The sequence below is a fragment of the Actinomadura livida genome, from assembly GCF_014648675.1.
Taxonomy (GTDB): domain Bacteria; phylum Actinomycetota; class Actinomycetes; order Streptosporangiales; family Streptosporangiaceae; genus Spirillospora; species Spirillospora livida.
This window is the reverse complement of record NZ_BMRO01000004.1, coordinates 318,145-340,863: the sequence shown is the minus strand read 5'-3', so window position 1 is coordinate 340,863 and position 22,719 is coordinate 318,145. Positions and strand designations below refer to the sequence as shown.

Sequence of the window (22,719 nt, the reverse complement as noted above, 5' to 3'; positions counted from 1 at the left end):
GGCCTGCGACGCAGCTGCGCTCCACCCACCCAAGCCCGCCGTACCCTGATCGGCCGCACTGGCCGGCCGACAGCGAGAATTGGAGGGCGGCCTCGCTGCCGAATTGCTCGCGGCTCAAGGCGCCACCGTCGACCGCGTCCGAGCCGCGCGCGAGCAGGTCAGGCCCCTCACATGCTACGGATGTGCTGAATGCGCCGGAGGTCAAAGACCCCTTGGCGCCCCCGTGCCCGTGCTCCCCGACGAGCTGGCCCTGATCACAGAACGGGTCACCGCGTTACGGCGCGCCAAGGAGGACGCCGTCGATGCCCAGGATTTCATGCGTGCAGCCGAGATAAGGGACGCGGAGAAGGCCATTGTGCGCGACGGTGTGGCAGAACTCGACGAGCAAACGGCCAGGGCCCACCTCACCATCGCGCTCGATATGATCCCGCCACTACAGGCAAGAGTGGACAGCCTTCTCGCCCTCCTCCATCACCAACACGGAACCACCGTCTAACGTGCCCCTGCCCCCGGCCAAGCCGCAGACCAAGGCTGCGCGGCCGTCCGCAAACGGTACGAGCTGCGCCAGCGGATCCAGGACTTAACGGAGAGGAACTGACCGGCCGCTATGCCGCAAGATGTCATCTATGAGGCCGACGGCCATGTCGGCGTCATCACACTGAACCGCCCCGAGGTGCACAACGCGCTGCGCCGCCAGACCTACGAGGAACTGACCGAACTGGTCCTCGCCACGACCGCCCGCGCCCTGGTGGTCACCGGAGCCGGGCGCTCCTTCTGCTCCGGTGACGACGTCCGCGAGCTGATGGGCGGCGGCGAGGCAACACCGTCCCGCCCGGAGCCCAAGATCACCCCGGCGGCCGGGGCGTTACTGAAGACGGACATCCCGGTCATCGCGGCGGTGAACGGCCCCGCAGTGGGGTGGGGCATGGAACTGGCACTGATGGCCGACCTCCGGGTGGCGGCACGGCGGGCCCGGTTCGGTGAGCTGTTCGTCAAGCGCGGGCTGTGCAGCGACGTGGCCGGGATCGCCCGCCTGGCCCAGCTAGTCGGGCGCGAGCACGCCGCGGAACTGCTGTTCACGGGCGAGGTGATCGACGCCGACCGAGCCGAGCGAATCGGCCTTGTGGGCCGAGTAGTGGACGACGACCGCGTCCTGGAAACAGCAGTCGAACTGGCCGACCGGATCGCCGCCAACCCGCCACTAGCCGTAGCCGCACTCAAACGCGGTTTGCGCCGCGCCCTGGACCCCGACTGGGACGAACTGGGCGCCTGGGTCACCTCCACACTCGGCGACCTGTTTGCCACCGAGGACCACCGCGAAGGCGTGCGATCCTTCCTAGAAAAGCGCGAACCCCGCTATCTCGGCCACTAACCAAAAAGGAAACTAAACGCCAAGTCTAGGGCCCCCCACAAGACACCGTGGTCAGCGCGCCGCTCCCGCTACGACAACGGACGCCACTCTTACGAGGTGGCCTTCCGCGCGTCCACCTCGATCTCAATCTTCATGCGCGGGTCGGCAAGCCCGCACACCATCATCGTGGCGGCCGGTCGTACCGCGCCGAAAGCACGACGCAGTACAGGCCAGCAAGGCTCGAAGTCGGAGCGGTCAGGCAGCAGATACCGCACCCGCACGACATCGGCGAAAGTGCAGTCCGCTTCGGCCAACGCGGTCTCGACGCTGCGCAGGCACTGCTCGGCCTGCTCCACCACGTCCTCGGAGATCGTCATGGTGGCGTAGTCGAACCCAGTCGTCCCGGACACGTACACCCGATCGCCGTCGACCACGGCACGGGCGTAGCCGATCTGCTCCTCGAACGTCGAACCACTGAGGATCACACGTCGTTCTGTCATGCGCGAACCCTAACGACCGGCCACCGGCCACGAACTCCCCAACGCCACGGCCGATGAACCAACTGCTCTGAGCAACACCTCCGCAGACCCGGCCGCCGCACAGCACCGATGCACCCGGTGCTCTCCAATCCCACGCCAACGACGCACAAGGCCCCGGCCACCCGGGTCCGGACGCTGGAAGATGAGTCGCAACGGGCCGGGCAAGTTCCACATGAGCCGACCCCGGTGAAGGCGGCGGCACCCAGGACGCCTTCGGCGATAACCGCATCCGCTCCGTCCAAGGTCACAATCCGCGCGCGTGATCTGTCTCAGCTGACGATCAACACGAACTTCCGGAGGCGGCCGGGTTCCGCCATTGACGGTGACATCGGGCACGCGCCGGAGTATGGTCACGCATGATCACCAGACGTTGGACCTGCCCCCCTTCCAGGGCGGTCGTTCGCCCGCTCCGGCAAAGCTCCGCGACGTGGTGGTCTACCTCAGAATCGGACACCGGCCATTCCTGTCGGCATGGCCGGACGGCCGTCGGCTGCCTACGGGCGTTAGGAATGTTACGGAGCGGGCTGTTGGTTGACGGCGTCCTCGACCCGACACCGGAGCGGGAGGAATCGGCCGCCGCAACACCGGCCGCGCGGGCCAGCCGTGCAGCCTCGGGACGCCGGCTCTCGGCGGCGTTGCCGACAGGACTGATCGGCCGCCTGGTGCGGACGGTCTATCCGAGGCTGGAGCCCGAGTTAGCGCGGCTGCCCGAGTACGTGCCGGTCGGGGGCACTGCGGTGGACATCGGCGGATGGTTCGGTCCGTGGACCCGACGCCTCTCCGACCGCGCGGACCGGGTGGTGACCGTCGAGGCCGATCCGCGGCTGGCTCGACTGCTGCGCCAGGCGTTCCCTCAGGTCGAGGTCGTGCAGGCCGCCGCCTCCGACGAGTGCGGAGAGATCGACCTGTGGGTCCCCGACGGCCGTGCCTTAGCGGGGATCTCCTCGGTAGCGGGCGGCGCCGGCCGTCCCGTGAGCGTCGCCCGGATCACCGTGGACAGCCTCGGGCTCACCGACGTCCGCTTCATCAAGGTCGACGTCGAGGGACACGAACTGAACGCACTGCTCGGCGCCGCCGAGACCATCGCGCGCGACCGCCCCACCCTGATCGTCGAGGTCGAGGAGCGCCACCGGCAGATGCCGGGCCTGATCGCTCTGATGAGCGGCTGGGGTTACACCGGCCGCGTACTCCTGGACGCCGGCTGGACACTGTTGGCCGACTTCGACCTCTGCACCCACCAGCGCGAAACAGTCCGCGAACTAGACCGAGGCTTCGTCCGCAGAACCCTGTGCCCCGGTAAGCGCTACATCAATTCCGTCCTATTCACCAGCGACTGACACCCACCGCCCCCCGCAACGCACGCTTGAAGGGCGAGCAGCCTGCCAATCCTCGGAGTGGTTCACGTACTCGTATCGCCACGGCGGCTGTACTTCGACAGTGTGATGCGGGCGATGTTCGGGTGGTCCGGGTCGTGCCATCTGGTGTCGCTCGGCCGTGGCGGCAAATGATCAGAGGCCGGTCGGATCTCCCAAACCAGCCTCTCACCGCCTGCCGACGCAGCACTATTCCGTCGCCGCTGGCGCAATCAGCTCCATATATGGCCGCCGGGTTGGGGTTGGCGGCTTCAGAGGTTTTGAAGGCAAGGGCGTTGCGGCCGTCCGCACCTACGGTCCATACGCTGTTCGTTCCGGGGACCTCTGTGACGGCCTGGAGCGTCGTGCCGTAGGGGCCGAGCTTCGCCGGTGTCCACTCGCCATTCCGGTAGCGGTGAAGGATGCCGCCGCCGTCCGTCACCCAGGCGGTGCCGGACGCGTCGACGGCGATGTCTTCGAGGATGCCGCGGGTCAGTCGTCGGGGAGCGGGACGGCGGTCCAGGCGGCACCGTCCCAGTGGAAAGCGACCGTTCCGGTCGTGGCCCAGACGTCGTCCTCCGCCACCGGGACAACGCGGCTGAAGCCGCCAAGGCCCGGGGGCGTCGGCAGGCTCGTCCAGGATGTGATCCGGTGGCGGCGGCGCGCGGTGCCGATGACCCCGCTCACCAGCATGGTGGCCGCCAGCGCTAGGCACATCAGAGATCGCGCCATGAAGGCTCTACGACCGCGCGGCGCCCACAATGCCAGTCATTACTGACAAAGTCGTGGTCAGAGGAGCCGTCTGATCTCGCCGTAGGCCCGGTAGAAGCCGCCCCGTCCGGAGGTGCGGACGCCTTCTACGGCGTAGCGGGCGCCGGGTTGGCGGATCTCCTTGGGGAACTGCACGTTCCATGTCTGCTCGTAGCCCTCGCTGATGACCCGCACCCGGTGGCGGGAACCGTCCTGATAGCACTCCAGGATGACGGCGTCGCCGGGCTGCGAGGTCGTCTCCAGTACCGTCACCGGCTCGGACGTCGGCAGCGACGCGGCGACCTTCACGTCAACGGGCTTGGGGACCGACCCTTGCTGAGCCGCATGGATGGCCGTCTCGGAGGCGTCGATGCAGACCAGCGAACCGTCGGTGGTGACGATGTAGACCCTCTCGTCCAGGAACTGCATCGAATAGGCCGAGCCGTGCCCCGTACCGAGTTTCCACAGGCGCGTGCCGTCCTCGTCGAAACAGTAGATGGACGAGTGGTTGTCGCCGGCGAACACGTAGCGCCCGTCGGGCGAGGCCGCGCAGGAGAAGACGGCGGCGTCACAGCGGTACACCGCTTCGACCTCACCATTGCCCTTGGCCAGCCTGTAGACCTCCTTGTTGCCGGTCGCGGCGTACACCGAGCGATTCTCCTGCCAGCCGAACAGCACGTTGCCGCCGACCGGCGTCCGCCAGACCGGTTTGCCATCGGTGGCCGAATAGCAGGCCACTCCGCGTGAATGGCCGTGGAAGACGGTGTTGCTCCCGGCATCGCATCGCACCATCCAGGCCGAGTCGCCGTCGACGTCGCGCGACCATTGGTACTCGTCTTCGTGGTCGACAGCCGTGACGCGGCCGTTGCGGTCGGACACTCCGAGGATCGCGTCATCGATGTCCAGCCAGTAGATGTCGACATCGGCGGATATCTCGTAGGCCACGTGCGGAACCTTGCCGCTCAGGTCGTACACCCTGCCGTCGTCACAGCCGGCGTAGATCCAGAAGTCGTCGGCGACGATGCACTTCACCCCGTTGGGCAGCCGGTAGTGGCCGGTCACGGTGCCGTCGGTGGCGACGGTGTACACGTCGCCGTTCTGGTTGCCGACCCAGCACCGGTCCTGGTCCACGAAGATGCCGAACGCCGCAGCGCCGGTGGCCAACCGCCACAGCACCGGTGCCTGGCGGGCCGTCGACCTGCTGCTGACCATGGTGCGCCTGGTGACAGGGCGGGCCTGCCGCACGCCCCGCACCGCCGGCGCGTAGCCCTTCCTGGTCTTCTCCGCGATCTTCTTGGCGGCGGCCGTCTCGGCCTTGGCCTCGGTCGCGAAATCGGTCACCTTCCTCTGGCCGGAGGCACCGATCCGTCCGTAGGTAATGGTGACCCGAGTGCCGGAACGGACCACCTCGTAGAACTTGTGCGCGGTGGCGTCGTCTTCGGACAACTCGAGGTACGTGCGGTGCTCCGCCATTCCAGCCTCTCGATCACCTGATACTGCGAACCGCTGACTCGGATGTCGCCGACCGTACAGATCAAGTCCGACAGATCGACCAGGAACCCGGCTGGAGTGGGCGCGCAGGACGCGGTCGCGTTGCGGCCAGGGCGGGGACCTCCGCGAGGCCGCGGGGCGGGGCCCGGCGGCCGTCCAGCGGCCCTCCCAGGTCACACGAGACGCCCCCACGGCGATCGGCTGGCTGGTGGCAGACGCGGCGAGGTGGCGCGCGGGATCGATGGTGGCTGCCGGGAACGTGTCATCTCGTGGCGGCGCTCCTGATGACAACGTGATGACAAACGATCAAGGCCCTGTTCGGAGCATGCTCCGAACAGGGCCTTGACCTGGGGTTTCTCGGTGGAGCTGAGGGGATTTGAACCCCTGACCCCCTCGATGCGAACGAGGTGCGCTACCGGACTGCGCCACAGCCCCGAGGACTCCGTAAGGTTAGCAAACTTCGGGGGGTGTTCGCGCACGGGTCATTCGCCGACGGCGCGGCGGTCGGGGGCGTACTGGTCGAAGACCTCCTCGGGGGTGGGGAGTTCGATGACCTCGGCGGTTTCGGTGGCGAGGAGGGCCTCGCGGGCGCGGGCCCTGGCGCGGGCGCGGGCCTGGGCGGCGGCCTGGCGGCGGGCCGTGTCCATGCCCACGGCGACGCGGAGCAGCGCCAGGTGGCCGGCCATGAGGACGGCCGGGGGCGCGGTGATCCACCACGGGGCGAGGCCGGTGGCGGCGACGGCCGTGGTGGTGAGGAGCAGGGCGGTCAGGCCCGTGGTGCGGCGGCGGCGCCGGGCGATGACGGCGGCGCGGGTCGACCGGCCGCGGGGGCGGGGCGCCGGGATCTGCTCGGGCTCCTCTTCGTCGTCCTCGACGAGGGGCTCGTCGGTGCGCTTGTGGAGGAGGCGGGTGAGTCCGGTCGCCTCGGTGTCGCGGCGCAGCCACATCGGGACGAGGACCATGGCCCAGACGGCGACGATGGCGAGATAAAGAACTGCGCTGCTCATCGGCACCACCGTCCCAGGGCACGCTCAAGAGGCGGGCCGACTTTCGGCGCGCGAACGTGCATTGGGAGCAGGGTCACGCCCCGCACGGTACGAGGGGGTGTCAGAGGTTGACGAGCATAAGGGGCGGTGTGTCGCGAGATCGATCTCGCCGTTACTCTCCGTTTGCCGCGGCTTCTCGATCGCAGGATTCTTACGGAGGGAAAGTCACGGCGGACTCAAGTGCGCCGGGGAAATGCCTGTTTGCGCTCGGCCAGCCAGCGTGCGCGCAGGCCACCGGGCACGTCCTCGACGGTCAGGGCGTAGCAGATGTGGTCGCGCCAGGCTCCGTCGATGTGCAGATGGCGGCGGCGAATTCCCTCTTCCCGGAATCCGAGCTTTTCCACGACGCGGCGGCTCGCCGTGTTCTCCGGGCGGATATTCGCCTCCAGGCGGTGGAGGCCCACGGTGAAGAAACAGTGGTCGACGGCGAGGGCGACGGCGGTGGGAATGACGCCGCGGCCCGCCACCTGCTTGTCGACCCAGTAGCCGATCTGGGCGGATCTGGCCGAACCCCACACGATCGCGCCGATGGTCAGCTGGCCGGCGAACACGTCCTGGTAGGTGACGACCCAGGGCAGGGCGAGACCCTGGCGGGCCTCGCGGCGCATGGTGTGGACCATGCTGACGTAGGGGCCGAGGCCGCTGCGGAACAGCGGCGTCTCGGGGTTCGTGGGCTCCCAGGGGCGGAGCCAGTCGGCGTTGCGTACGCGCAGCTCACGCCAGGCGGCGGCGTCGCGGTGCCGTAGCGGGCGCAGCCCGACGGGACCCTCGGTCAGGGTGGCAGGCCATCCCCGCAAACGTTCCACGGTTCCATGATTCCCTGGTCGGACGTCCGAACGCCATTGATTCTTCCCGAGAAAACGGTCACGCGGGACGTTCTCGTACGCGACGGCACGTCAGCGGGGGTGGTCGCCGCCCTTGATCTGGTCGATGGCGTGGGAGAGGACGCGGCCGAGAACGGCCATGCCGTCGCGGACGCCGCCCGTGGAGCCCGGCAGGTTGACGATGAGGGTGCCGCCCGCGACGCCGGAGAGGCCGCGGGACAGGATCGCGGCGGGCACCTTCTCGCGGCCCTCCAGCCGGATCGCCTCGGCGATGCCCGGGATCTCCCATTCGATGACCCGGCGGGTCATTTCGGGGGTCTGGTCGGTGGGGGTGAGGCCCGTCCCGCCGGAGGTGACGACGACGTCGTAGCCGTCGGCGACGGCGTCGCGCAGGACGCCGGCGACCGGTTCGCCGTCGGGGATGACCACCGGGCCGTCCACCTGGCAGCCGAGGTCCTCCAGCATCTCGACGAGGACAGGGCCGGACTTGTCCGCGTACACGCCGGCGGCGGCCCGGTTCGAGACGGTGACCGCCATCGCTTTGATCATCGGCGCCATTCGCCCTTCTTGCCGCCGGTCTTCTCCTCTACCCGCACGTCGGTGATCACGGCGGCGGGGTCGACGGCCTTGATCATGTCGACCAGCGCCAGCGCCGCGACGCTCACCGACGTCAGCGCCTCCATCTCCACCCCCGTGCGGTCGGCGGTGCGGGTGACCGCGGTGATCGCGACGCCCTCGTCCCGGATCTCCAGGTCGACCGTGACGCCGTGCAGGGCGATCGGGTGGCACAGCGGGACGAGGTCGGGGACGCGCTTGGCGCCCATGATCCCGGCGATGCGCGCGACGGAGATCGCGTCGCCCTTGGGGACGTCGCCGGCGCGCAGGAGGGCAACGCATTCGGGCGATAGCCGGACGAATCCCGTCGCCGTCGCGGTGCGGGCCGAGACGTCCTTGGCCGACACGTCGACCATGCGGGCCGCGCCCGCCTCGTCCAGGTGCGTGAACTCCGAGCCCTTGGCACTCAAGACGGCAACCTCATGACGTCGACGCGGGAACCGGCGGGGAGGGTCTCGATGTCCTCCGGCACCTGGATGAGCGAGTTCGCGGTGGCCAGCGACCCCAGCTGGTGTGAGCCCTGCACCTCGGCGGCGGTGACGGTGTACGTACCGCGGTCGAACGAGAGGTTGCCGCGCAGGAAGTGGCGCAGTCCGGCGGGGGACGCGACCTCCTCCGCAAGGACGGCGCTCACCATGGGCAGTGGGTCGGGTTCCAGTCCCTGCATGGCGCGCAGAGCGGGACGTACGAAAACCTGGAACGACACGTAGGCGCTGACGGGGTTGCCAGGGAGGGTGAATACGGGCGTGCCTTCGAGGAGGCCGAACCCCTGGGGCTTGCCCGGACGCATGCGCACCTTGTGGAAGTTCACCGTCCCGGTGCCGGTCAAGACCTCCTTGACCACGTCCTTGGTGCCCATGGAGACCCCGCCAGTGGTGACGATGGCGTCGGCACGGACGAGCTGGTCTTCGAGCATCTCCAGCACCTTGCCGGGCTCGTCCTCCACGGTGGCCTGCCGAAATCCCACTCCGCCTGCCTCGACCACAGCGGCGGTGAGCATGTAGCCGTTGGACTCCCAGATCTGGCCGTGCCCCAGCGGGGAACCCGGCTCGCGCAGTTCGTCCCCTGTGGCGACGACGACCACGCGGGGCCTCGGACGCACCGTCACCCGGGCCCGGCCCACGGCGGCGATCATGCCGATCTGCGGGGCGCCGAGCCGGGTGCCCGCGGCCACGACGACCTGCCCGGCGCGGACGTCCTCGCCCGCCCGGCGGATGTAGTTGCCCGCCGGCGCGGAGCGGGAGACCCGGACGGTGGCGTTGCCGCCGTCCGTCCACTCGACGGGGATCACCGCGTCGGCACCGGCCGGCATCGGCGCGCCCGTCATGATCCGGGCGGTCAGGCCGGGCGCGATCGCCGACACGCCGGTGTCGCCGGCGACGATGTCCCCGACGACGGGCAGCGTGACCGGGGAGGTCTCGCTCGCCGCGGCGATGTCGGCCGCGACGACGACGTACCCGTCCATCGCGGAGTTGTCGAACGGCGGCAGCGGGGCCTGCGCGGAGACCGGCTCCGCGAGCACCGTTCCCTGCGCCTCGAGCAGCGCCATGTCGAGCGGCGGCAGCGCCGCGACGCTGCCGAGGATCTCCGTCAGGTGCTCGTCTACCGATCTCATGCCCACTGACCCAGCATGGCGTGCCGTCACGCGTCCCCGGAGCCGGCCGCGCCACCGCCGGCATCGTGCTCGCGGACGAACTCGCGCAGCCACGGGAGGAACTCGGGCCCCAGGTCGGGGCGTTCCACGGCGAACTGGACGACGGTCCGCAGGTATTCGAGCTTGTTGCCCGTGTCGTAGCGGCGTCCCCGGAACTTGACGCCGTAGACGCCGCCGCCCTGGCCGGCGGGCGTGTCGGCGAGCGTGCGCAGCGCGTCGGTCAGCTGGATCTCGCCGCCGCGCCCGGGCGGGGTCTTCTCCAGGACGTCGAACACCGAGGGGTCGCAGACGTAGCGGCCGATGATGATCCAGTTGCTGGGCGCCTCCTCGGCGGAGGGCTTCTCGACGAGGTCGGAGATCCGGACGACGTCGTCCTCGTCCGTCGCCTCGATGGCCGCGCACCCGTACGCAGAGACCTGGTCGGGCTCGACCTCCATCAGCGCGACGACGCTGCCGCCGTGCCGCCGCCGCACCTCGATCATGCGCCGCAGCAGCTTGTCGCGGGCGTCGATCATGTCGTCGCCGAGCAGCACGGCGAACGGCTCGTCGCCGACGTGCTGGCGGGCGCAGTGCACCGCGTGCCCGAGCCCGCGCGGCTCGCCCTGGCGCACGTAGTGCATGATGGCCAGGTCGCTGGACTCATGCACGGCCTCCAGGCGCTCGTCGTCGCCCTTGGCCCGCAGCGCCTCCTCCAGTTCGTACGCCCGGTCGAAGTGGTCCTCTATGGACCGCTTGCTGCGGCCGGTGACCATCAGGACGTCGCTGAGGCCGGCGTCGACCGCCTCTTCGACGACGTACTGGATCGCCGGCTTGTCGACGACGGGCAGCATTTCCTTGGGAGTCGCCTTGGTGGCGGGCAAGAATCGGGTACCGAGCCCGGCCGCCGGGACGACCGCCTTGAGCACAGGTGCATTGTCGGCCATGTACAGACCCTAGCCACCCACGAGGACGGCAGCGTGCAGGACATCGTTTCCAAGAGCGACCTACGAGCCGAGCTGCGCCGCAGGCGTGCGGCGATGACGCCGGACGACCGCGCCGCGGCCGGGAGATCGATACGCGACGCGCTGCTGTCGGTCCCCGAGGTCGAGATGGCCGGGACCATCGCGGCATACGTCTCGATCGGCACCGAACCGGACACGCGCGGCCTGCTGTTCGCGCTGTGGAAGCGCGGCGCGTACGTGATCCTCCCCCGCGTGCTCCCGGACGGCGATCTCGACTGGGCGTCCTACGAGGGTCCCGACTCGCTCGTCGAGGGGCCGCGCGGATGCCTGGAGCCGTCCGAGCCGTCCCGCGGTCCCGGCGCCGTGGCCAGCGCGGACGTCGTCATCGTCCCCGCGCTCGCCACCGACCGGACCGGCATGCGGCTCGGGCGCGGCGGCGGCTCCTACGACCGGGCGCTCGCCCGCGTCGGCCCGGCGATCCTGACCGTGGCGCCGCTGTACGACTCGGAGGTCCTGCCGACGGTCCCGGCCGAACCGCACGACCGGCGCGTCCGCGCCGCCGCCACCCCGTCCGACGGCATGCTGCGCTTCGGCTGACGGAACGCCCCTGGCGGCTCATTAGAGTTGGGGGCAAGATCGCCCGAAGGCGGTCATGGGCAGGTGAAACGGGAGGTTCGAGATGACGGCGCCGTGGCGGATCCTGTCGCTGCCCCCGATCGCGGACGAGATCGTCCGGCGGCTGTTCGAGCCGCTCGGGGACGCCGCCGAGGTGACGTTCCCGCAGACCAGGGACCGCGCCGGGCTGCTCGCCGCGCTCCCGGACGCCGACATCGTGGTCGGCGACTTCAGCGCCCGGCTGGCGCTGGACGCCGATGCGGTGCGGGCCGCGCGGCGGCTGGCGTTCGTCCAGATGCCGGCCGTCGGGACCGACAGCCTCGACGTCGCCGCGCTGACGGCGGCGGGAGTGCCGGTCGCGAACGCGGCGGGCTTCAACGCGCGCGGGGTCGCCGAGTGGGCGGTGGGCGCGGCCTTCGCGCTGTGCCGCCACCTCGCCTGGGCGGACCGGCGCGTCCGCGCGGGCGGCTGGCCGCAGCCGGACGTGATCGCCCGGCGGCCCCGGGAGATCCACACGCAGCGCGTCGGCATCGTCGGGTTCGGCGCGATCGGCGCGGAGGCGGCGCGGCTGTTCACCGCGCTCGGCTGCACCGTCTCCTACTGGACGAGGCGTCCGCGCCCTAAGTCCGTGGCCCAGTACAGGGAACTGGACGATCTGCTCGCCTCGTCCGACATCCTTGTGCTCGCCCTACCGCTGACGGACGAAACGCGCGGTCTGATCGGTCCCGAGCGCCTCGCCCTAATGCCGGAGGGCTCACTGCTGGTGAACGTGGCGCGCGGGGGCATCGCGCCCGACGACGCGATCCTCTCCGCCCTGGAGTCGGGACGGCTGGCCGGGGCGGCCCTTGACGTGTTCGACGAGGAACCCCTTCCGGAGGGGCATCCGTTGCGCAGCCACGAGGACGTCCTGCTGTCTCCGCACTCCGCGGGAGCGTCGATCCAGTCGCAGCTGAACCTGGTGTCGGTCGTGCGCGACAACGTCACCGCGGCCGTCCGGGGACACGAGGTGCAAAATGTGATCAACGGGCTGAAGCCGCAGGTCACACGGCGATAGCGAGCTTACGGGGCGGGCCGTCCCTCAACCGCAAATGTGCGTTCGTCCCGTGAATGAATAGGATTGCTAAACGATCCACGGCGAAGGCCCCGCGAAGGGTGGGATGTGCATCTCGACATTTGGCTACTCCTCGGGTCCACCCTCGTACTCAGCGCGATCCTCGCGGTCAGGCTGTCCCACCGGGCCGGTCTGCCGTCCCTCCTGGTCTACATGGGGCTCGGCCTCCTCATCGGCGAGTCCGGTCCCCTGCACATCGACTTCGAGGACGTCGAGCTCGCCCACATGCTCGGCTTCGCCGCCCTCGTCCTGATCCTGGCGGAGGGCGGTGTCACGACCGACTGGCGGCGCGTCCGCTCCGCGGTGCCCGCCGCGATCGTGGTCTCCACCATCGGCACGCTGATCAGCATCGTCATCGTGGCGCTCTCCGCCATGTGGCTGATCGGCATGGACTGGCGGCCGGCGTTCCTGCTCGGCGCGGTGCTCGCCCCGACCGACGCGGCCGCCGTGTTCTCGGTGCTGCGGCGGCTGCCGCTGCCGTCCCGGCTGAGCGGGCTGCTGGAGGCCGAGTCCGGGTTCAACGACGCCCCCGTCGTGATCATCGTGATCGCCCTCAGCGCGCACGCCACCGCACCCAACCTCGCCGAACTCCTCGGCCTGATGCTCTACGAGCTCACCGCGGGCGCCGTCATCGGCGTCGCCATCGCCTGGCTCGGGGCACAGGGGCTGCGCCGGATCGCGCTGCCCGCCTCCGGCCTCTACCCGATCGCCGTCCTGTCCCTGGCCGTCGCCTCCTACGGCGTGGCGTCGCTGCTGCACGCCAGCGGATTCCTCGCCGTGTACGTCGCCGCGCTCGTCCTCGGCAACGCCCGGCTGCCGCACCGTCCGGCGACCCGCGGTTTCGCCGAGGGCATCGCGTGGCTGGCCCAGATCGGGGTGTTCGTGATGCTGGGCCTGCTGGCGTCCCCGAGCGAACTGCCCGGCCAGATCGTGCCCGCGCTGCTGATCGGCTTCGTGCTGCTGCTGGTCGCCCGTCCGGTGTCGGTCGCGCTGTCGACGGTGGGGTTCAAGATGTCGTGGGGAGAGAAGATCTTCGCGTCGTGGGCCGGGCTGCGCGGCGCCGTCCCGATCATCCTCGCCACCATCCCGATGGTGCAGGGGGTCGAGCAGTCCGGCCGGATCTTCTCGATCGTCTTCACGATCGTGGTCGTCTTCACGCTGCTGCAGGGCCCGACGCTGCCGCTCGCGGCGCGGCTGTGCCGGCTGAACAGCGACGAGCAGACGCGGGAGCTGGACGTGGAGGCGGCGCCCCTGGAGGAGCTGCACGCCGACCTCCTGGAGGTGCGGATCCCGGCCGATTCCATGCTGAGCGGCGTGGAGATCTTCGAGTTGCGGCTGCCGCCGGGCGCGTCCGTCACGCTGATCGTGCGCAACGGGTCCAGTTTCGTCCCGGAGCCCACCACGCCTCTGCAGGCGGGTGACACCCTCCTGGTCGTGACCACCGACGCCGTACGGGAGGCCGCCGAACGCCGCCTGCGGGCGGTGAGCCGCAAGGGACGGCTGGCCGGATGGTTCGGGGAGACGGGCACGTGACCGGGTCCGGCCCGGGAGATCGGCTTCGCGGGCTTGCCGGACGGAGACCGGTCCGGGAACAGGCCGGGGGCGAAACGTGTTGCAGCCACGGGTACCATTAGCAGTCGTTCATAGTGAGTGCCAGTCCGGGGCTCAGCCGGGCTGAGTCAGCGAGGAGGAACCGTGCCGACGTATCAGTACGTTTGCACCGAATGCGGCGAGCCTCTGGAGATCGTGCAGAAGTTCAGCGACGACGCGCTGACCGAATGCCCGGCGTGCAGCGGCAGGCTCCGCAAGGTCTTCTCCGCCGCGGGGATCATCTTCAAGGGGTCGGGCTTCTACCGCACCGACAGCCGCGGCTCCGGCAAGAGCTCGACGGTGGGCGGCTCGGCCAACGGGTCCTCGTCCAACGGGTCCTCTTCGAGCGGGGAGTCCGGATCCGGCTCCGCCAAGTCGGACGCGTCTTCGTCGTCCGCTGGGGGCGACTCCTCGTCGTCCTCCAGCAAGTCCTCCTCCTCTTCCGAGAAGGTCGCCTGATTCTCTAGGGCTCCCACCGGGGGATCCGCCGCGCGTGGTCTGCGCAGGCCATACGGGTCCCCCGGCTATCGTCATGCCCTGATCCCGGCCGCGTCCCGGTGGGCCGCCCCTGCCGTCCGGTAGGAGGGCGCCCTCCGCCGCTGGTGCCTACCGGCTATGCCGCCTCTCCATCTCAAGACCTATCCGCGGGTGCGGTCTTACACCGCGTGCAGTAGCCGCGATCAAGCCTCGCGCCTGAGGCGCGGCCGGGGTCGTCCATAAGACGATTGAGATGCTGGGAGAGGCCCCGGACAGAGCTCCCTCTCCTGCGCGTTCAGCTCTGCGGCAGTGAGTCCCCTGGTCTGTGACCGGAGCGGGAGACTCGGCGGAAATTTCGCGATAGTACTTGACATTCGTCTCGACAGGCGAGAAGTTTCCAAAGACGCGATATATCTCGATAACAGGAGAGGAACCATGAGCGGACAGAGCCCGGCTCCCCCCAGGACGTGGGCCCACCGCCTGGCCGGACTGATCGCCGGCCCGCGCACCAAATGGGCCGTGCTGGCCCTGTGGGTCGTCCTGCTGGCCGCCCTCGGACCCCTGGCGGGCAGGCTCGGCGACGTTGAGAACAACGAGGCCGCGGCGTGGCTCCCCGACGGAGCGGAGTCCACCCAGGTCGTCGCACTGGACGAACAGTTCCGCACGGACGAGACCATGCTCGCCGTCGTCGTCTACGAACGCGCCGGGGGCATCACGGCGGAGGACCGCGCGAAGGCCGAGTCCGACGTCTCCGCGCTGCAGAACCTGCCGGGCGCGCAGAAGGCGCAGGGGCCGATCCCCTCCGAGGACGGCAAAGCCCTCCAGACCCTCGTACCTCTGCAAGACGAAGACGTGGTCGGTGCCGTGGACGAGGCACGCGAGATCGCCAAGCGCGGCCCTCCCGGCCTCTCCGCGTACGTCACCGGACCCGCCGGAAGCGGCGCCGACCAGATCGAGGTCTTCGAGTCCATCGACGGGTTCCTGCTCATGGCCGCGGGTTCCGTCGTCATCGTCCTCCTGCTCATCATCTACCGCAGCCCCATGCTGTGGTTCGTTCCCGTACTGAGCGCCCTCTTCGCTCTTGGGCTGGCCCAGTCGCTGGTGTATCTGCTCGCCAAGTACGGGGACCTCACCGTCAACGGCCAGAGCGCGGGAATCCTGACCGTCCTCGTATTCGGGGTCGCGACCGACTACGCCTTGCTGCTCGTCGCCCGCTACCGGGAGGAACTCCACCGGCACGAGGACCGGCACGAGGCCATGGCCTTCGCGCTGCACCGCGCCGCACCGGCGATCCTCGCGTCCGCCGCCACCGTCGCCGCCGGCCTGCTGTGCCTGCTGCTCGCCGAGATGAACTCCACGGCCGGCATGGGCCCCGTCGCCGCCGCGGGCATCCTCACCGCCCTCGCCGCGATGACCACACTGCTGCCGGCCCTCCTCGTCATCTGCGGCCGCTGGCTGTTCTGGCCGCTGATCCCCCGCTACGACGCCAAGTACCTGCGGCCGGAGGCGTACGACGCGGAGCACGGCATCTGGAGCCGGATCGCCGGTCTCGTCAGCAGGCGTCCGCGCGCGCTCTGGGCCGCCACCATGCTCGGCTTGGTCGTCCTCAGCCTCGGCCTGGGCTCGCTTAAGACCGATGGGACGTCGGACGCGGGGATGTTCACCGGACGTCCCGACTCGGTGCAGGGCTCGGAGGTCGTCGCCCGGCACTTCCCCGCCGGATCGGGCGCCCCGGCCGTCGTCATCGGCGCGGCGTCGGCGTCCGGCGAACTCGCCGACACCGTCCGCGGCACCCCGGGCGTCGCCGAGATCGGGCCGCCCGCCACGGCGAACGGCCTGGTCAGGTACGAGGCGACGCTGAAGGACCCGGCCGACGGTGCGGCCGCCCGCGCGACCGTCGAACGGCTGCGCACCGCCGTGGACGGCGTCCCGGGTGCCGATGCCAAGGTCGGCGGTTACAGCGCGACGATGCTCGACATCCAGCGGGCCTCCGACCGCGACAACCTGGTGATCATCCCGATCGTGCTGGCCGTGGTGTTCCTGATCCTCGTCGCGCTGCTGCGCGCCGTCGTCGCCCCGCTGCTGATGATGGGGACCGTGGTGCTGTCGTTCCTGGCCTCGCTCGGCGCCTGCGCGGTGATCTTCGAGTACGGCTTCGGCTTCGAGGGCGCCGACCCCGGATTCCCGCTGCTGGCCTTCATCTTCCTGGTCGCGCTGGGGGTCGACTACAACATCTTCCTGATGCACCGCGTCCGCGAGGAGTCGCAGACGCTCGGCACCCGCCGCGGCATCCAGCGGGGGCTCACCGTCACCGGCGGGGTGATCACCTCGGCGGGCCTGGTCCTGGCGGCGACGTTCGCGTCCATGGTCACGCTCCCGCTGGTGTTCATGGTCGAGATGGGCTTCGCGGTGGCGTTCGGGGTGCTGCTCGACACGTTCATCGTCCGATCCCTGCTACTCCCGGCCCTGGCCCACGACCTCGGCCGGCGGATCTGGGCACCCAGCCGCCTCGCCAAGCAGGAGCCCGTCCCCACCCCGCCCAAGGTCCTGGACCCGGTGGGCTGACACGCCGACAATCCCCGGCTCCGGCGCGGGGATGCGAAGGGGCCCGGTCCCGACCGGGCCCCTTCTGCGCGCCCCGGGAAGTTATCCACAATGTGCGGACGGTCTCCCGGGTGCCGGGGCGGGCTGGCTAGTGTCTGCGCCATGTCCTCACAGCCTTCCGCCGCAGCGCCCGCCGCCGAGATCGGAGTCATCGGCGGCTCCGGTTTCTACTCGTTCCTGGACGACATCGAAGAGGTGCGGGTCGACACCCCGTACGGGCCGCCGAGCGACCCCATCGCGGTCGGCGAGCTGGCCGGCCGCCGCGTGGCGTTCGTCCCCCGGCACGGCCGCGACCACCGGTTCCCGCCGCACAGGATCCCCTACCGGGCCAACCTGTGGGCGCTGCGCTCGCTCGGCGTCCGGCAGGTGCTCGCGCCGAGCGCGGTCGGCTCCCTCACCCCTCGCTACGGCCCCGGCACGCTCGGCATCCCCGACCAGATCGTCGACCGGACGTCCGGACGCGACCAGACCTACTACGAGCACGGCGCCGCCGTGCACGTGTCGTTCTCCGACCCGTACTGCCCGGCGGGCCGCCGCACCGCCGCAGGGACCGCGAAGACCGCCGGCTGGGACCTCGCCGACCGCGGCACCCTCGTCGTCATCGAGGGGCCGCGCTTCTCGACCCGGGCCGAGTCCCAGTGGTTCGCCGCCCAGGGCTGGACGCTGATCGGCATGACCGGCCACCCCGAGGCCGTCCTCGCCCGCGAACTCGCGCTCTGCTACACCTCCCTGTGCCTCGTCACCGACCTCGACGCGGGCATCGAGGAGGGCGAGGGCGTCACCATGGACGAGGTGCTCCGCGTCTTCGGCGAGAACATCGGCCGCCTCCGCACCCTCGTGGGCGACGTCGTCAAGGCGCTGCCCGCCGAACGCAGCTGCCCCTGCCCGAACGCCCTGGACGGCATGAAGCTCCCCCTGGAACTGCCGTGAGCGCCCGCCTAGCCCGGCTGCGGCGGCCCCTGGCGGCGCTGTTCGCCGCGGCCGCCGCCGGTCTCGCCCTGCTGGCCCTGCGGCCGGGGCCGGCGCCGTCCGTCCGCGTCCTCGCCGCCGCCCGCGACCTGCCCGCCGGGACGACGCTCACCCCGTCCGACCTGCGCCGCGTGGCCCTGCCGACCGCCGCCGTGCCGTCCGGCACCCTCCGCTCCGGCACCGGCCGCGTCCTCGCCACCCCCATGCGCGCAGGCGAACCCCTCACCGACACCCGCGTGGTCGGCGACGGCCTGCTGCGCGGCTACGGCACCGACACGGTCGCCACCCCGGTCCGCATGGCCGACGCCGACGCCGTCCGCCTCCTCCACCCAGGCGACCGCATCGACGTCCTGACCAGCCCCACCCCACCGCCCTTCCCAGAGGCCGCCCCGTCCCACCCCCCAGGCGACGCCAGAGTCGTGGTCTCCGCCGTCCCCGTACTAACAGTCCCTCCCCCCGACGAGACCACCCGCCAGCAAGGCGCCCTGATACTCCTCGCCACAGACAGACCCCAGGCCCTAGCCCTCGCAAACACCACCGCCCCCCTCTCCCTAACAATCACCCCAAAGCCCTAACCCCCAGCTCCACGGCCCAAGCCGCCCATGGCCGAGTCACCCCCACGGCCCCGAGCCAGCCCACGGCCCCCTGGCCAGCCCACAGCCCCCTGGCCCCACCCGCCACCTCATGGTGCGTCCCGAGGCTGAACGCGGCGGGCGTCGGCCGGTGGGTGGCTGAACGCGGCGGGCGTTGGTGGGTGGGGTGGCTTGGCATGTCGCTGGAGGGTTCATTACGATCCGTAGCCATTCCTGTGCGCCTGCTGCAGTGGATGGCGTATCCCCCGAGAGTCCGGAGTCGGTATGAGTGGTTTTAAGAAGTTTCTTCTTCGTGGCAACCTCGTCGAGCTGGCGGTCGCGTTCGTCGTGGGGGCCGCGTTCGCCGGTCTCGTCGAGGACTTCGCGGCCTCGTTCATCTCACCGCTGATCGCGCTGCTCGGCGGAGAACCCGACTACACGGGCCTGGCCGTGACGATCAACGGCACCAAGTTCCCGTACGGGATCTTCGTGACCTCGGCGATCGCGTTCACCATCACAGCGGCGATCGTGTACTTCCTGGTGGTGCTCCCGACGACCAAGCTGATCGAGCGAATCGACCGCGGCAAGGAGGCCACCGAACGCGACTGCCCGCAGTGCCTGAGCGCCATCCCGATCAGGGCCCGCCGGTGCCGCCACTGCACCGCCGAGGTGACCCCCGCCACCGAAACCCCCACCGCCATCTAGGGGGCCCGCCGCCGCCCAGGGGGGCCCCTTGGCTTACACGCTCTTCCCGCCCCACCGCTGCCTAGGGACCCTCGGGCTTACGCGCTCTTCTCGCTTCAGCGCCGCCTAGGGACCCTCGGACTTACCGCGCTCTACCCGCCCCACCGCCGCCTAGGGACCCTCGGACTTACGCGCTCTTTCCGCTCCAGCGCCGCCTAGGGGCCTGGGACTTGCCGCGCTGTTCCCGCGCCGCCGCCGGACGGTCGACCCGATCTCAAGCACGCGAGCGCGGACGAAGGAGACCGACATGGCTCCGACCGGCCGTTCCGGCGGGGGCGGTGGGTGGATTACTCGTATTCGGATTCGGTGCCGAATTCCCAGTGCCAGGGTTCGAAGGGGTTGCTGTAGGCCCATGCCGGGTGGTACCAGCCGTACTTTTCGGCATTGGCCTCCATCCAGTTGAACTGGATCGAGCCGGAGCTCTGGATGCCGCCGCAGAGGTCGAGCGCCTGTCCCTTGCCGTGGTTGCTCGTCCCGGGGACGGCTGCGAAACCGGGTCTCCGGGCGTAGACGGAGTGCTGCTCGGACAGGCTCCGGTACGCGTCTGTGACGCACATGTCGCGGCCGAAGCGGCGCTTGTAGGCGGCGTTCAGCTTGTAGAAGCCGAGTGCGGCGTCCGCGCGGAGCCGGTGTCCCTTCTGCGGCAGGGCGCAGAGGTACTTCGACGGGATCAGCCCGTTGGGGAACTGCTTGGCCTCGGTGGCGAGGCCCTCGTCGCACGTGAGCTGCAGCCGCTTCAGCCGGCTCACCGACAGCTTGTCGAGCATCGTGTTGAGCTGCTTGGTGAGCTGCGCCGACTTGGTCTTCAGCCCGTCCACCTCCTGCTGGAGGCGGGTCTGCTCGACCGCGTTGCTCGACTGGAGCTCCTGGGCGGTCGAGGCGAGGCGCTTGCGCCGCGACTGCAGTTCGTCGGCACGGTCCACAAGGGCCTGCTGCGACCTGGCGAGGAGCGTGACGTCCGCCGTCGAACGCAGCGCCTGGCCCGGGTCGCCGCCGCCGAAGATGGACATGGAACCGACGGCCCCGCTCTGCTGGTAGGAGCTGTTCGCCAGCCTCGCCAGCGGCTCGCGGATCCGGTTCAGCTCGGCCTCGGCGACCGCCAGGTCCTTCAGCGTGCTGCGGAGCTTGACCTGGGAGGCAGCGAGGTCCTTCTTCCGGGTCTGCATCTGCTTCGTGGCCTTCTCCAGCTCGGTGCGAGCCTTCGACGCCTCACGGCGCAGCGACTCCACGGAGTCGGCGTCGGCCGCGACGGCGACACCGTGCGGAGCGAGCATGGTCATCACCAGGAAGACCGCGGTCAGCGCCGCCGACCGGGGGTTCGGCACGGTGGTTTTCCTCCTGATGCCCAAATGCGGAACAGCGGCAGAACGGTACTACACGTTCTACGATGACCTGTGCGTAATCGGTTCAGCGGCCACGGTCACCATCGCGATCACGGCGGTCGTCGCACCACCGGCGCATCCACCAGACCTCCTGCCACTCCGGCGGGCACGGCCTCCTGGTCCTGGCGCGGGACGGCGTCGGAGCCGCAGCGGGCGTCGTCCTGCTCGGTGTGGTCTTCGGGACGGGCGCCGGCTTCGGCGGCGCCTTCGTCGCCACCTGCGGCTCCGCCTCGGGCGCCACGTACTCCCCGTACGTCGGCTCGCCCCCGGGGATGACCGGCACCTGCTGCTGCACGGAGGTGGCCGCCGTCTGCGGCTCGTTGTCCGCCGGCTCATCGCGCAGCCCGAAAGCGATTAAGGAAGCCGTCACCAGGAGCACGCCGGAACCAGCGGCGACCGCGAGCCTCCGCCTGCTTCTGGGCGGACGCTCAGCCACCTCGTCCTCGGCAGACCTGCCACTGGGCTGCCCACGATGCCGACCCGTCACGGCACCGAAGCGTACCCACCGCGGCCCCACCTGGCCTAGAGGTCCCAGCCGCCCCTTAAGAGGGAGCGCGCAACGGGTTCCGTCCCCTACCCTGTAGGTGCCGTCCGCTACGCTCTTGCCGCGAGCGACGACACGCCTCCGTAGCTCAGGGGATAGAGCACCGCTCTCCTAAAGCGGGTGTCGCAGGTTCGAATCCTGCCGGAGGCGCCCGATCAGCAGCACGAACACGCCCCCGCCCCTGACGTGGCGGCCGCCCGAAGGGGCTAGGCGGAGGTTTTGGTTTCTAGGGTTTTCAGGGCCTCTAGTAGGTAGTCGCGGAAGACGCGGTGGTTCTCGCTCATCGGGAAGTGGCCGATTTCCTCCATCTTGATGAAGGTGGCGTTCTGGATCGCGTCGGCGGTGCGGGCGCTGTCCTCCGGGGTGGTGAGGTAGTCGTACTCGCCGGTGAGCATCACCACGGGGCATCGGTTGCCGTCGATCTTGTCCAGGTCCTCGCGGAGGTCGTGGTCGACGGAGTAGAAGTGCAGGTCGCCCTTGAACGCCTCGGAGCCCTGGGAGTAGTAGAACCAGGTCTTCCAGCGGTCGGACTCGGGTGACTGGGGGGCCATCAGGTCCCACACGCCGCTCGCGCACACCTGGGCGGCGTTGGCGTGCGGGTGCTGCCACCAGTCGAGGTAGAAGCCGGGTGAGTAGTCGGCGCCCTCGACCGACAGGACGCCCGCGAAACGGTCGGGGTGGCGCAGGGCGAGCTGGAGTGCGACGTTTCCGCCGAACGAGGAGCCCATGAAGATCGGGTCTTCGAGTTCCAGGGCGTCGCAGAGGGCGACGATGAAGTTGACGAAGTGGTCCGCGGTGAGCTTGTACTCCTCCTTCCACCACTCGGTGTTCTCGGGCGGGTCGGACTTGCCGTGGCGGGGCAGGTCGTAGGCGATCACGCGGTGGTTCGCGGTGATCTCCGTGTCCTCCAGCAGGTCGCGCCACTGGTGGTTGTGGCATCCCGCGGTGTGCTGGCAGACCAGAGGCTGCCCGGTGCCGTTCTCCAGGTAGAAGACCTTGTACTCCAGGCCGTCGGCCTCGACTGTCACGTAGTGCCCGGTGACCGGGGAAATCCTGCTCACGGTGATCTCCTTCCTCAGACCGGTGAGCCGACGACGCGGAGCAGTTCGATCTGCCGGGTGATGCAGCGCAGGTTCTGCATGAGGACCAGGATGTCCCCTTCGAGCCGCATGTCCCGCTGGAAGCTGGCGGCCCAGATCCCGTGGTGCATCGGCGCGGGCACCGGCTCGCCGAAGCCGCGCCAGGTGTCGGTGCTCGCCCGGATCGCGAACTGGTAGGGCACGTCGAGCGGACCCGGGTCCGTCGTGACCTCGGTGACCCGCCCCGACTCCACCTTGATCGCGTAGCTGCGGTCGGTGGCGTCGAGGAGGTAGGTGCAGGTGAAGTACTTGCCGTGGGCCTGGATCTCGGGATCATCGTTGCTGGCCGCGGCGAAGGCGTCGGCCCAGTCCCGGCCCGGCCCGGCCTTGAGTGGTGCGGTCATGATCGGAACTCCTCCCCAGCGCTTTCAGCGAGCGCTATACCCGACCGATTGCGACACACGGGGAT

At 70.0% G+C, this 22,719-nt stretch carries 24 protein-coding genes and 2 tRNA genes; 12 read left to right on the top strand and 14 right to left on the bottom strand.

From position 1 onward, the window contains the following. The first annotated feature begins 223 nt into the window (after window positions 1-223). Together IEZ03_RS11240 and IEZ03_RS11235 are read left to right on the top strand one after the other, a co-directional pair. Window positions 224-496 carry a UvrB/UvrC motif-containing protein gene (locus tag IEZ03_RS11240; protein ID WP_184888497.1) on the top strand — a complete coding sequence of 91 codons (273 nt, stop codon included), beginning with the start codon at window positions 224-226 and terminating at the stop codon, window positions 494-496. A 111-nt stretch (window positions 497-607) separates the two neighbouring features. Next, window positions 608-1,372, top strand: a complete 765-nt coding sequence (locus IEZ03_RS11235) for an enoyl-CoA hydratase/isomerase family protein (protein ID WP_184888499.1) — start codon at window positions 608-610, stop codon at window positions 1,370-1,372. 89 nt (window positions 1,373-1,461) lie between these two features. Here the strand turns inward: IEZ03_RS11235 and IEZ03_RS11230 are convergent, their stop codons facing one another. After that, window positions 1,462-1,851, bottom strand: coding sequence for a RidA family protein (locus IEZ03_RS11230; protein WP_184888501.1), 390 nt, complete (start codon window positions 1,849-1,851; stop codon window positions 1,462-1,464). A 566-nt stretch (window positions 1,852-2,417) separates the two neighbouring features. On the opposite strand from IEZ03_RS11230, the gene IEZ03_RS11225 reads away from it, so the two are divergent. Then, entirely contained in the window at window positions 2,418-3,227 is an 810-nt protein-coding gene (locus IEZ03_RS11225) for an FkbM family methyltransferase (RefSeq protein ID WP_184888503.1), read from the top strand. Window positions 3,228-3,734: 507 nt separating this feature from the next. Here the strand turns inward: IEZ03_RS11225 and IEZ03_RS11220 are convergent. From IEZ03_RS11220 to galU, 9 genes are all read right to left on the bottom strand, one after another. Next, window positions 3,735-3,974, bottom strand: a complete 240-nt coding sequence (locus IEZ03_RS11220) for a hypothetical protein (protein ID WP_184888505.1) — start codon at window positions 3,972-3,974, stop codon at window positions 3,735-3,737. 57 nt (window positions 3,975-4,031) lie between these two features. After that, entirely contained in the window at window positions 4,032-5,465 is a 1,434-nt protein-coding gene (locus tag IEZ03_RS11215; RefSeq protein ID WP_184888507.1) for a WGR domain-containing protein, read from the bottom strand. 379 nt (window positions 5,466-5,844) lie between these two features. After that, window positions 5,845-5,918 (bottom strand) — tRNA-Ala (locus IEZ03_RS11210). Between the two features lie 47 nt (window positions 5,919-5,965). After that, complete coding sequence (locus IEZ03_RS11205; RefSeq protein WP_184888509.1) at window positions 5,966-6,490, bottom strand: SepX/GlpR family protein; 525 nt, start codon at window positions 6,488-6,490, stop codon at window positions 5,966-5,968. 215 nt (window positions 6,491-6,705) lie between these two features. Beyond that, window positions 6,706-7,326: a GNAT family N-acetyltransferase gene (locus IEZ03_RS11200; protein WP_184890898.1), complete on the bottom strand. Its 621-nt coding sequence runs from the start codon at window positions 7,324-7,326 to the stop codon at window positions 6,706-6,708. Window positions 7,327-7,425: 99 nt separating this feature from the next. Next, on the bottom strand, window positions 7,426-7,911 hold the full coding sequence (locus IEZ03_RS11195) for a MogA/MoaB family molybdenum cofactor biosynthesis protein (RefSeq protein WP_184888511.1): 486 nt from the start codon (window positions 7,909-7,911) through the stop codon (window positions 7,426-7,428). Then, window positions 7,899-8,378, bottom strand: a complete 480-nt coding sequence (moaC, locus tag IEZ03_RS11190) for a cyclic pyranopterin monophosphate synthase MoaC (RefSeq protein WP_132051725.1) — start codon at window positions 8,376-8,378, stop codon at window positions 7,899-7,901. Before moaC ends, IEZ03_RS11195 begins: the two co-directional genes overlap by 13 nt. Beyond that, the gene (glp, locus tag IEZ03_RS11185) at window positions 8,375-9,583 is read right to left on the bottom strand and encodes a molybdotransferase-like divisome protein Glp (RefSeq protein ID WP_184888513.1); all 1,209 of its coding nucleotides are present in this window, start codon (window positions 9,581-9,583) and stop codon (window positions 8,375-8,377) included. The genes moaC and glp overlap by 4 nt, the downstream gene beginning before the upstream one ends. Window positions 9,584-9,609: 26 nt before the next feature. After that, entirely contained in the window at window positions 9,610-10,545 is a 936-nt protein-coding gene (galU, locus tag IEZ03_RS11180) for a UTP--glucose-1-phosphate uridylyltransferase GalU (protein WP_184888515.1), read from the bottom strand. A gap of 33 nt (window positions 10,546-10,578) precedes the next feature. Between galU and IEZ03_RS11175 the strand changes: the two genes are divergently transcribed. The 8 genes from IEZ03_RS11175 (at window position 10,579) to IEZ03_RS11140 (ending at window position 19,206) form a co-directional block, all read left to right on the top strand. After that, window positions 10,579-11,160 (top strand): 5-formyltetrahydrofolate cyclo-ligase, encoded by a 582-nt coding sequence (locus tag IEZ03_RS11175; RefSeq protein WP_184888517.1) that lies wholly within the window; start codon window positions 10,579-10,581, stop codon window positions 11,158-11,160. 82 nt (window positions 11,161-11,242) lie between these two features. Further along, a complete protein-coding gene (locus IEZ03_RS11170; RefSeq protein WP_184888519.1) occupies window positions 11,243-12,232 on the top strand; it encodes an NAD(P)-dependent oxidoreductase in 990 nt (329 codons plus the stop codon). A gap of 105 nt (window positions 12,233-12,337) precedes the next feature. Beyond that, entirely contained in the window at window positions 12,338-13,822 is a 1,485-nt protein-coding gene (locus IEZ03_RS11165; protein ID WP_184888521.1) for a potassium/proton antiporter, read from the top strand. A 162-nt stretch (window positions 13,823-13,984) separates the two neighbouring features. After that, complete coding sequence (locus IEZ03_RS11160) at window positions 13,985-14,338, top strand: FmdB family zinc ribbon protein (RefSeq protein ID WP_184888522.1); 354 nt, start codon at window positions 13,985-13,987, stop codon at window positions 14,336-14,338. Window positions 14,339-14,791: 453 nt separating this feature from the next. After that, the gene (locus IEZ03_RS11155; RefSeq protein ID WP_184888525.1) at window positions 14,792-16,921 is read left to right on the top strand and encodes an MMPL family transporter; all 2,130 of its coding nucleotides are present in this window, start codon (window positions 14,792-14,794) and stop codon (window positions 16,919-16,921) included. Window positions 16,922-17,062: 141 nt separating this feature from the next. After that, on the top strand, window positions 17,063-17,890 hold the full coding sequence (locus IEZ03_RS11150; protein WP_184888527.1) for an S-methyl-5'-thioadenosine phosphorylase: 828 nt from the start codon (window positions 17,063-17,065) through the stop codon (window positions 17,888-17,890). Continuing rightward, complete coding sequence (locus tag IEZ03_RS11145; protein ID WP_184888529.1) at window positions 17,887-18,504, top strand: SAF domain-containing protein; 618 nt, start codon at window positions 17,887-17,889, stop codon at window positions 18,502-18,504. Before IEZ03_RS11150 ends, IEZ03_RS11145 begins: the two co-directional genes overlap by 4 nt. 282 nt (window positions 18,505-18,786) lie before the next feature. Next, window positions 18,787-19,206, top strand: a complete 420-nt coding sequence (locus tag IEZ03_RS11140) for an MscL family protein (protein WP_184888531.1) — start codon at window positions 18,787-18,789, stop codon at window positions 19,204-19,206. A gap of 326 nt (window positions 19,207-19,532) precedes the next feature. Here the strand turns inward: IEZ03_RS11140 and IEZ03_RS11135 are convergent, their stop codons facing one another. Then, window positions 19,533-20,570, bottom strand: coding sequence for a D-alanyl-D-alanine carboxypeptidase family protein (locus IEZ03_RS11135; RefSeq protein WP_184888533.1), 1,038 nt, complete (start codon window positions 20,568-20,570; stop codon window positions 19,533-19,535). Window positions 20,571-20,652: 82 nt separating this feature from the next. After that, the gene (locus tag IEZ03_RS11130) at window positions 20,653-20,997 is read right to left on the bottom strand and encodes a hypothetical protein (RefSeq protein WP_184888536.1); all 345 of its coding nucleotides are present in this window, start codon (window positions 20,995-20,997) and stop codon (window positions 20,653-20,655) included. Window positions 20,998-21,248: 251 nt separating this feature from the next. Here IEZ03_RS11130 and IEZ03_RS11125 point away from each other — a divergent pair. After that, a tRNA-Arg gene (locus tag IEZ03_RS11125) sits at window positions 21,249-21,321 on the top strand. 56 nt (window positions 21,322-21,377) lie between these two features. On the opposite strand, the gene IEZ03_RS11120 is transcribed toward IEZ03_RS11125, so the two are convergent. Next, entirely contained in the window at window positions 21,378-22,232 is an 855-nt protein-coding gene (locus IEZ03_RS11120; protein ID WP_184888538.1) for an alpha/beta fold hydrolase, read from the bottom strand. A 14-nt stretch (window positions 22,233-22,246) separates the two neighbouring features. Continuing rightward, window positions 22,247-22,654 (bottom strand): hypothetical protein, encoded by a 408-nt coding sequence (locus IEZ03_RS11115; protein WP_184888540.1) that lies wholly within the window; start codon window positions 22,652-22,654, stop codon window positions 22,247-22,249. Between the last annotated feature and the right edge of the window lie 65 nt (window positions 22,655-22,719).

Bases quoted from the DNA above. Each gene is read 5' to 3' on its own strand.
- IEZ03_RS11235 (WP_184888499.1), top strand. From the start codon at position 608: ATGCCGCAAGATGTCATCTATGAGGCCGACGGCCATGTCGGCGTCATC.
- IEZ03_RS11230 (WP_184888501.1), bottom strand. From the start codon at position 1,851: ATGACAGAACGACGTGTGATCCTCAGTGGTTCGACGTTCGAGGAGCAG.
- IEZ03_RS11220 (WP_184888505.1), bottom strand. From the start codon at position 3,974: ATGGCGCGATCTCTGATGTGCCTAGCGCTGGCGGCCACCATGCTGGTG.
- IEZ03_RS11215 (WP_184888507.1), bottom strand. From the start codon at position 5,465: ATGGCGGAGCACCGCACGTACCTCGAGTTGTCCGAAGACGACGCCACC.
- IEZ03_RS11205 (WP_184888509.1), bottom strand. From the start codon at position 6,490: ATGAGCAGCGCAGTTCTTTATCTCGCCATCGTCGCCGTCTGGGCCATG.
- IEZ03_RS11195 (WP_184888511.1), bottom strand. From the start codon at position 7,911: ATGGCGCCGATGATCAAAGCGATGGCGGTCACCGTCTCGAACCGGGCC.
- glp (WP_184888513.1), bottom strand. From the start codon at position 9,583: ATGAGATCGGTAGACGAGCACCTGACGGAGATCCTCGGCAGCGTCGCG.
- galU (WP_184888515.1), bottom strand. From the start codon at position 10,545: ATGGCCGACAATGCACCTGTGCTCAAGGCGGTCGTCCCGGCGGCCGGG.
- IEZ03_RS11170 (WP_184888519.1), top strand. From the start codon at position 11,243: ATGACGGCGCCGTGGCGGATCCTGTCGCTGCCCCCGATCGCGGACGAG.
- IEZ03_RS11155 (WP_184888525.1), top strand. From the start codon at position 14,792: ATGAGCGGACAGAGCCCGGCTCCCCCCAGGACGTGGGCCCACCGCCTG.
- IEZ03_RS11150 (WP_184888527.1), top strand. From the start codon at position 17,063: ATGTCCTCACAGCCTTCCGCCGCAGCGCCCGCCGCCGAGATCGGAGTC.
- IEZ03_RS11140 (WP_184888531.1), top strand. From the start codon at position 18,787: ATGAGTGGTTTTAAGAAGTTTCTTCTTCGTGGCAACCTCGTCGAGCTG.
- IEZ03_RS11115 (WP_184888540.1), bottom strand. From the start codon at position 22,654: ATGACCGCACCACTCAAGGCCGGGCCGGGCCGGGACTGGGCCGACGCC.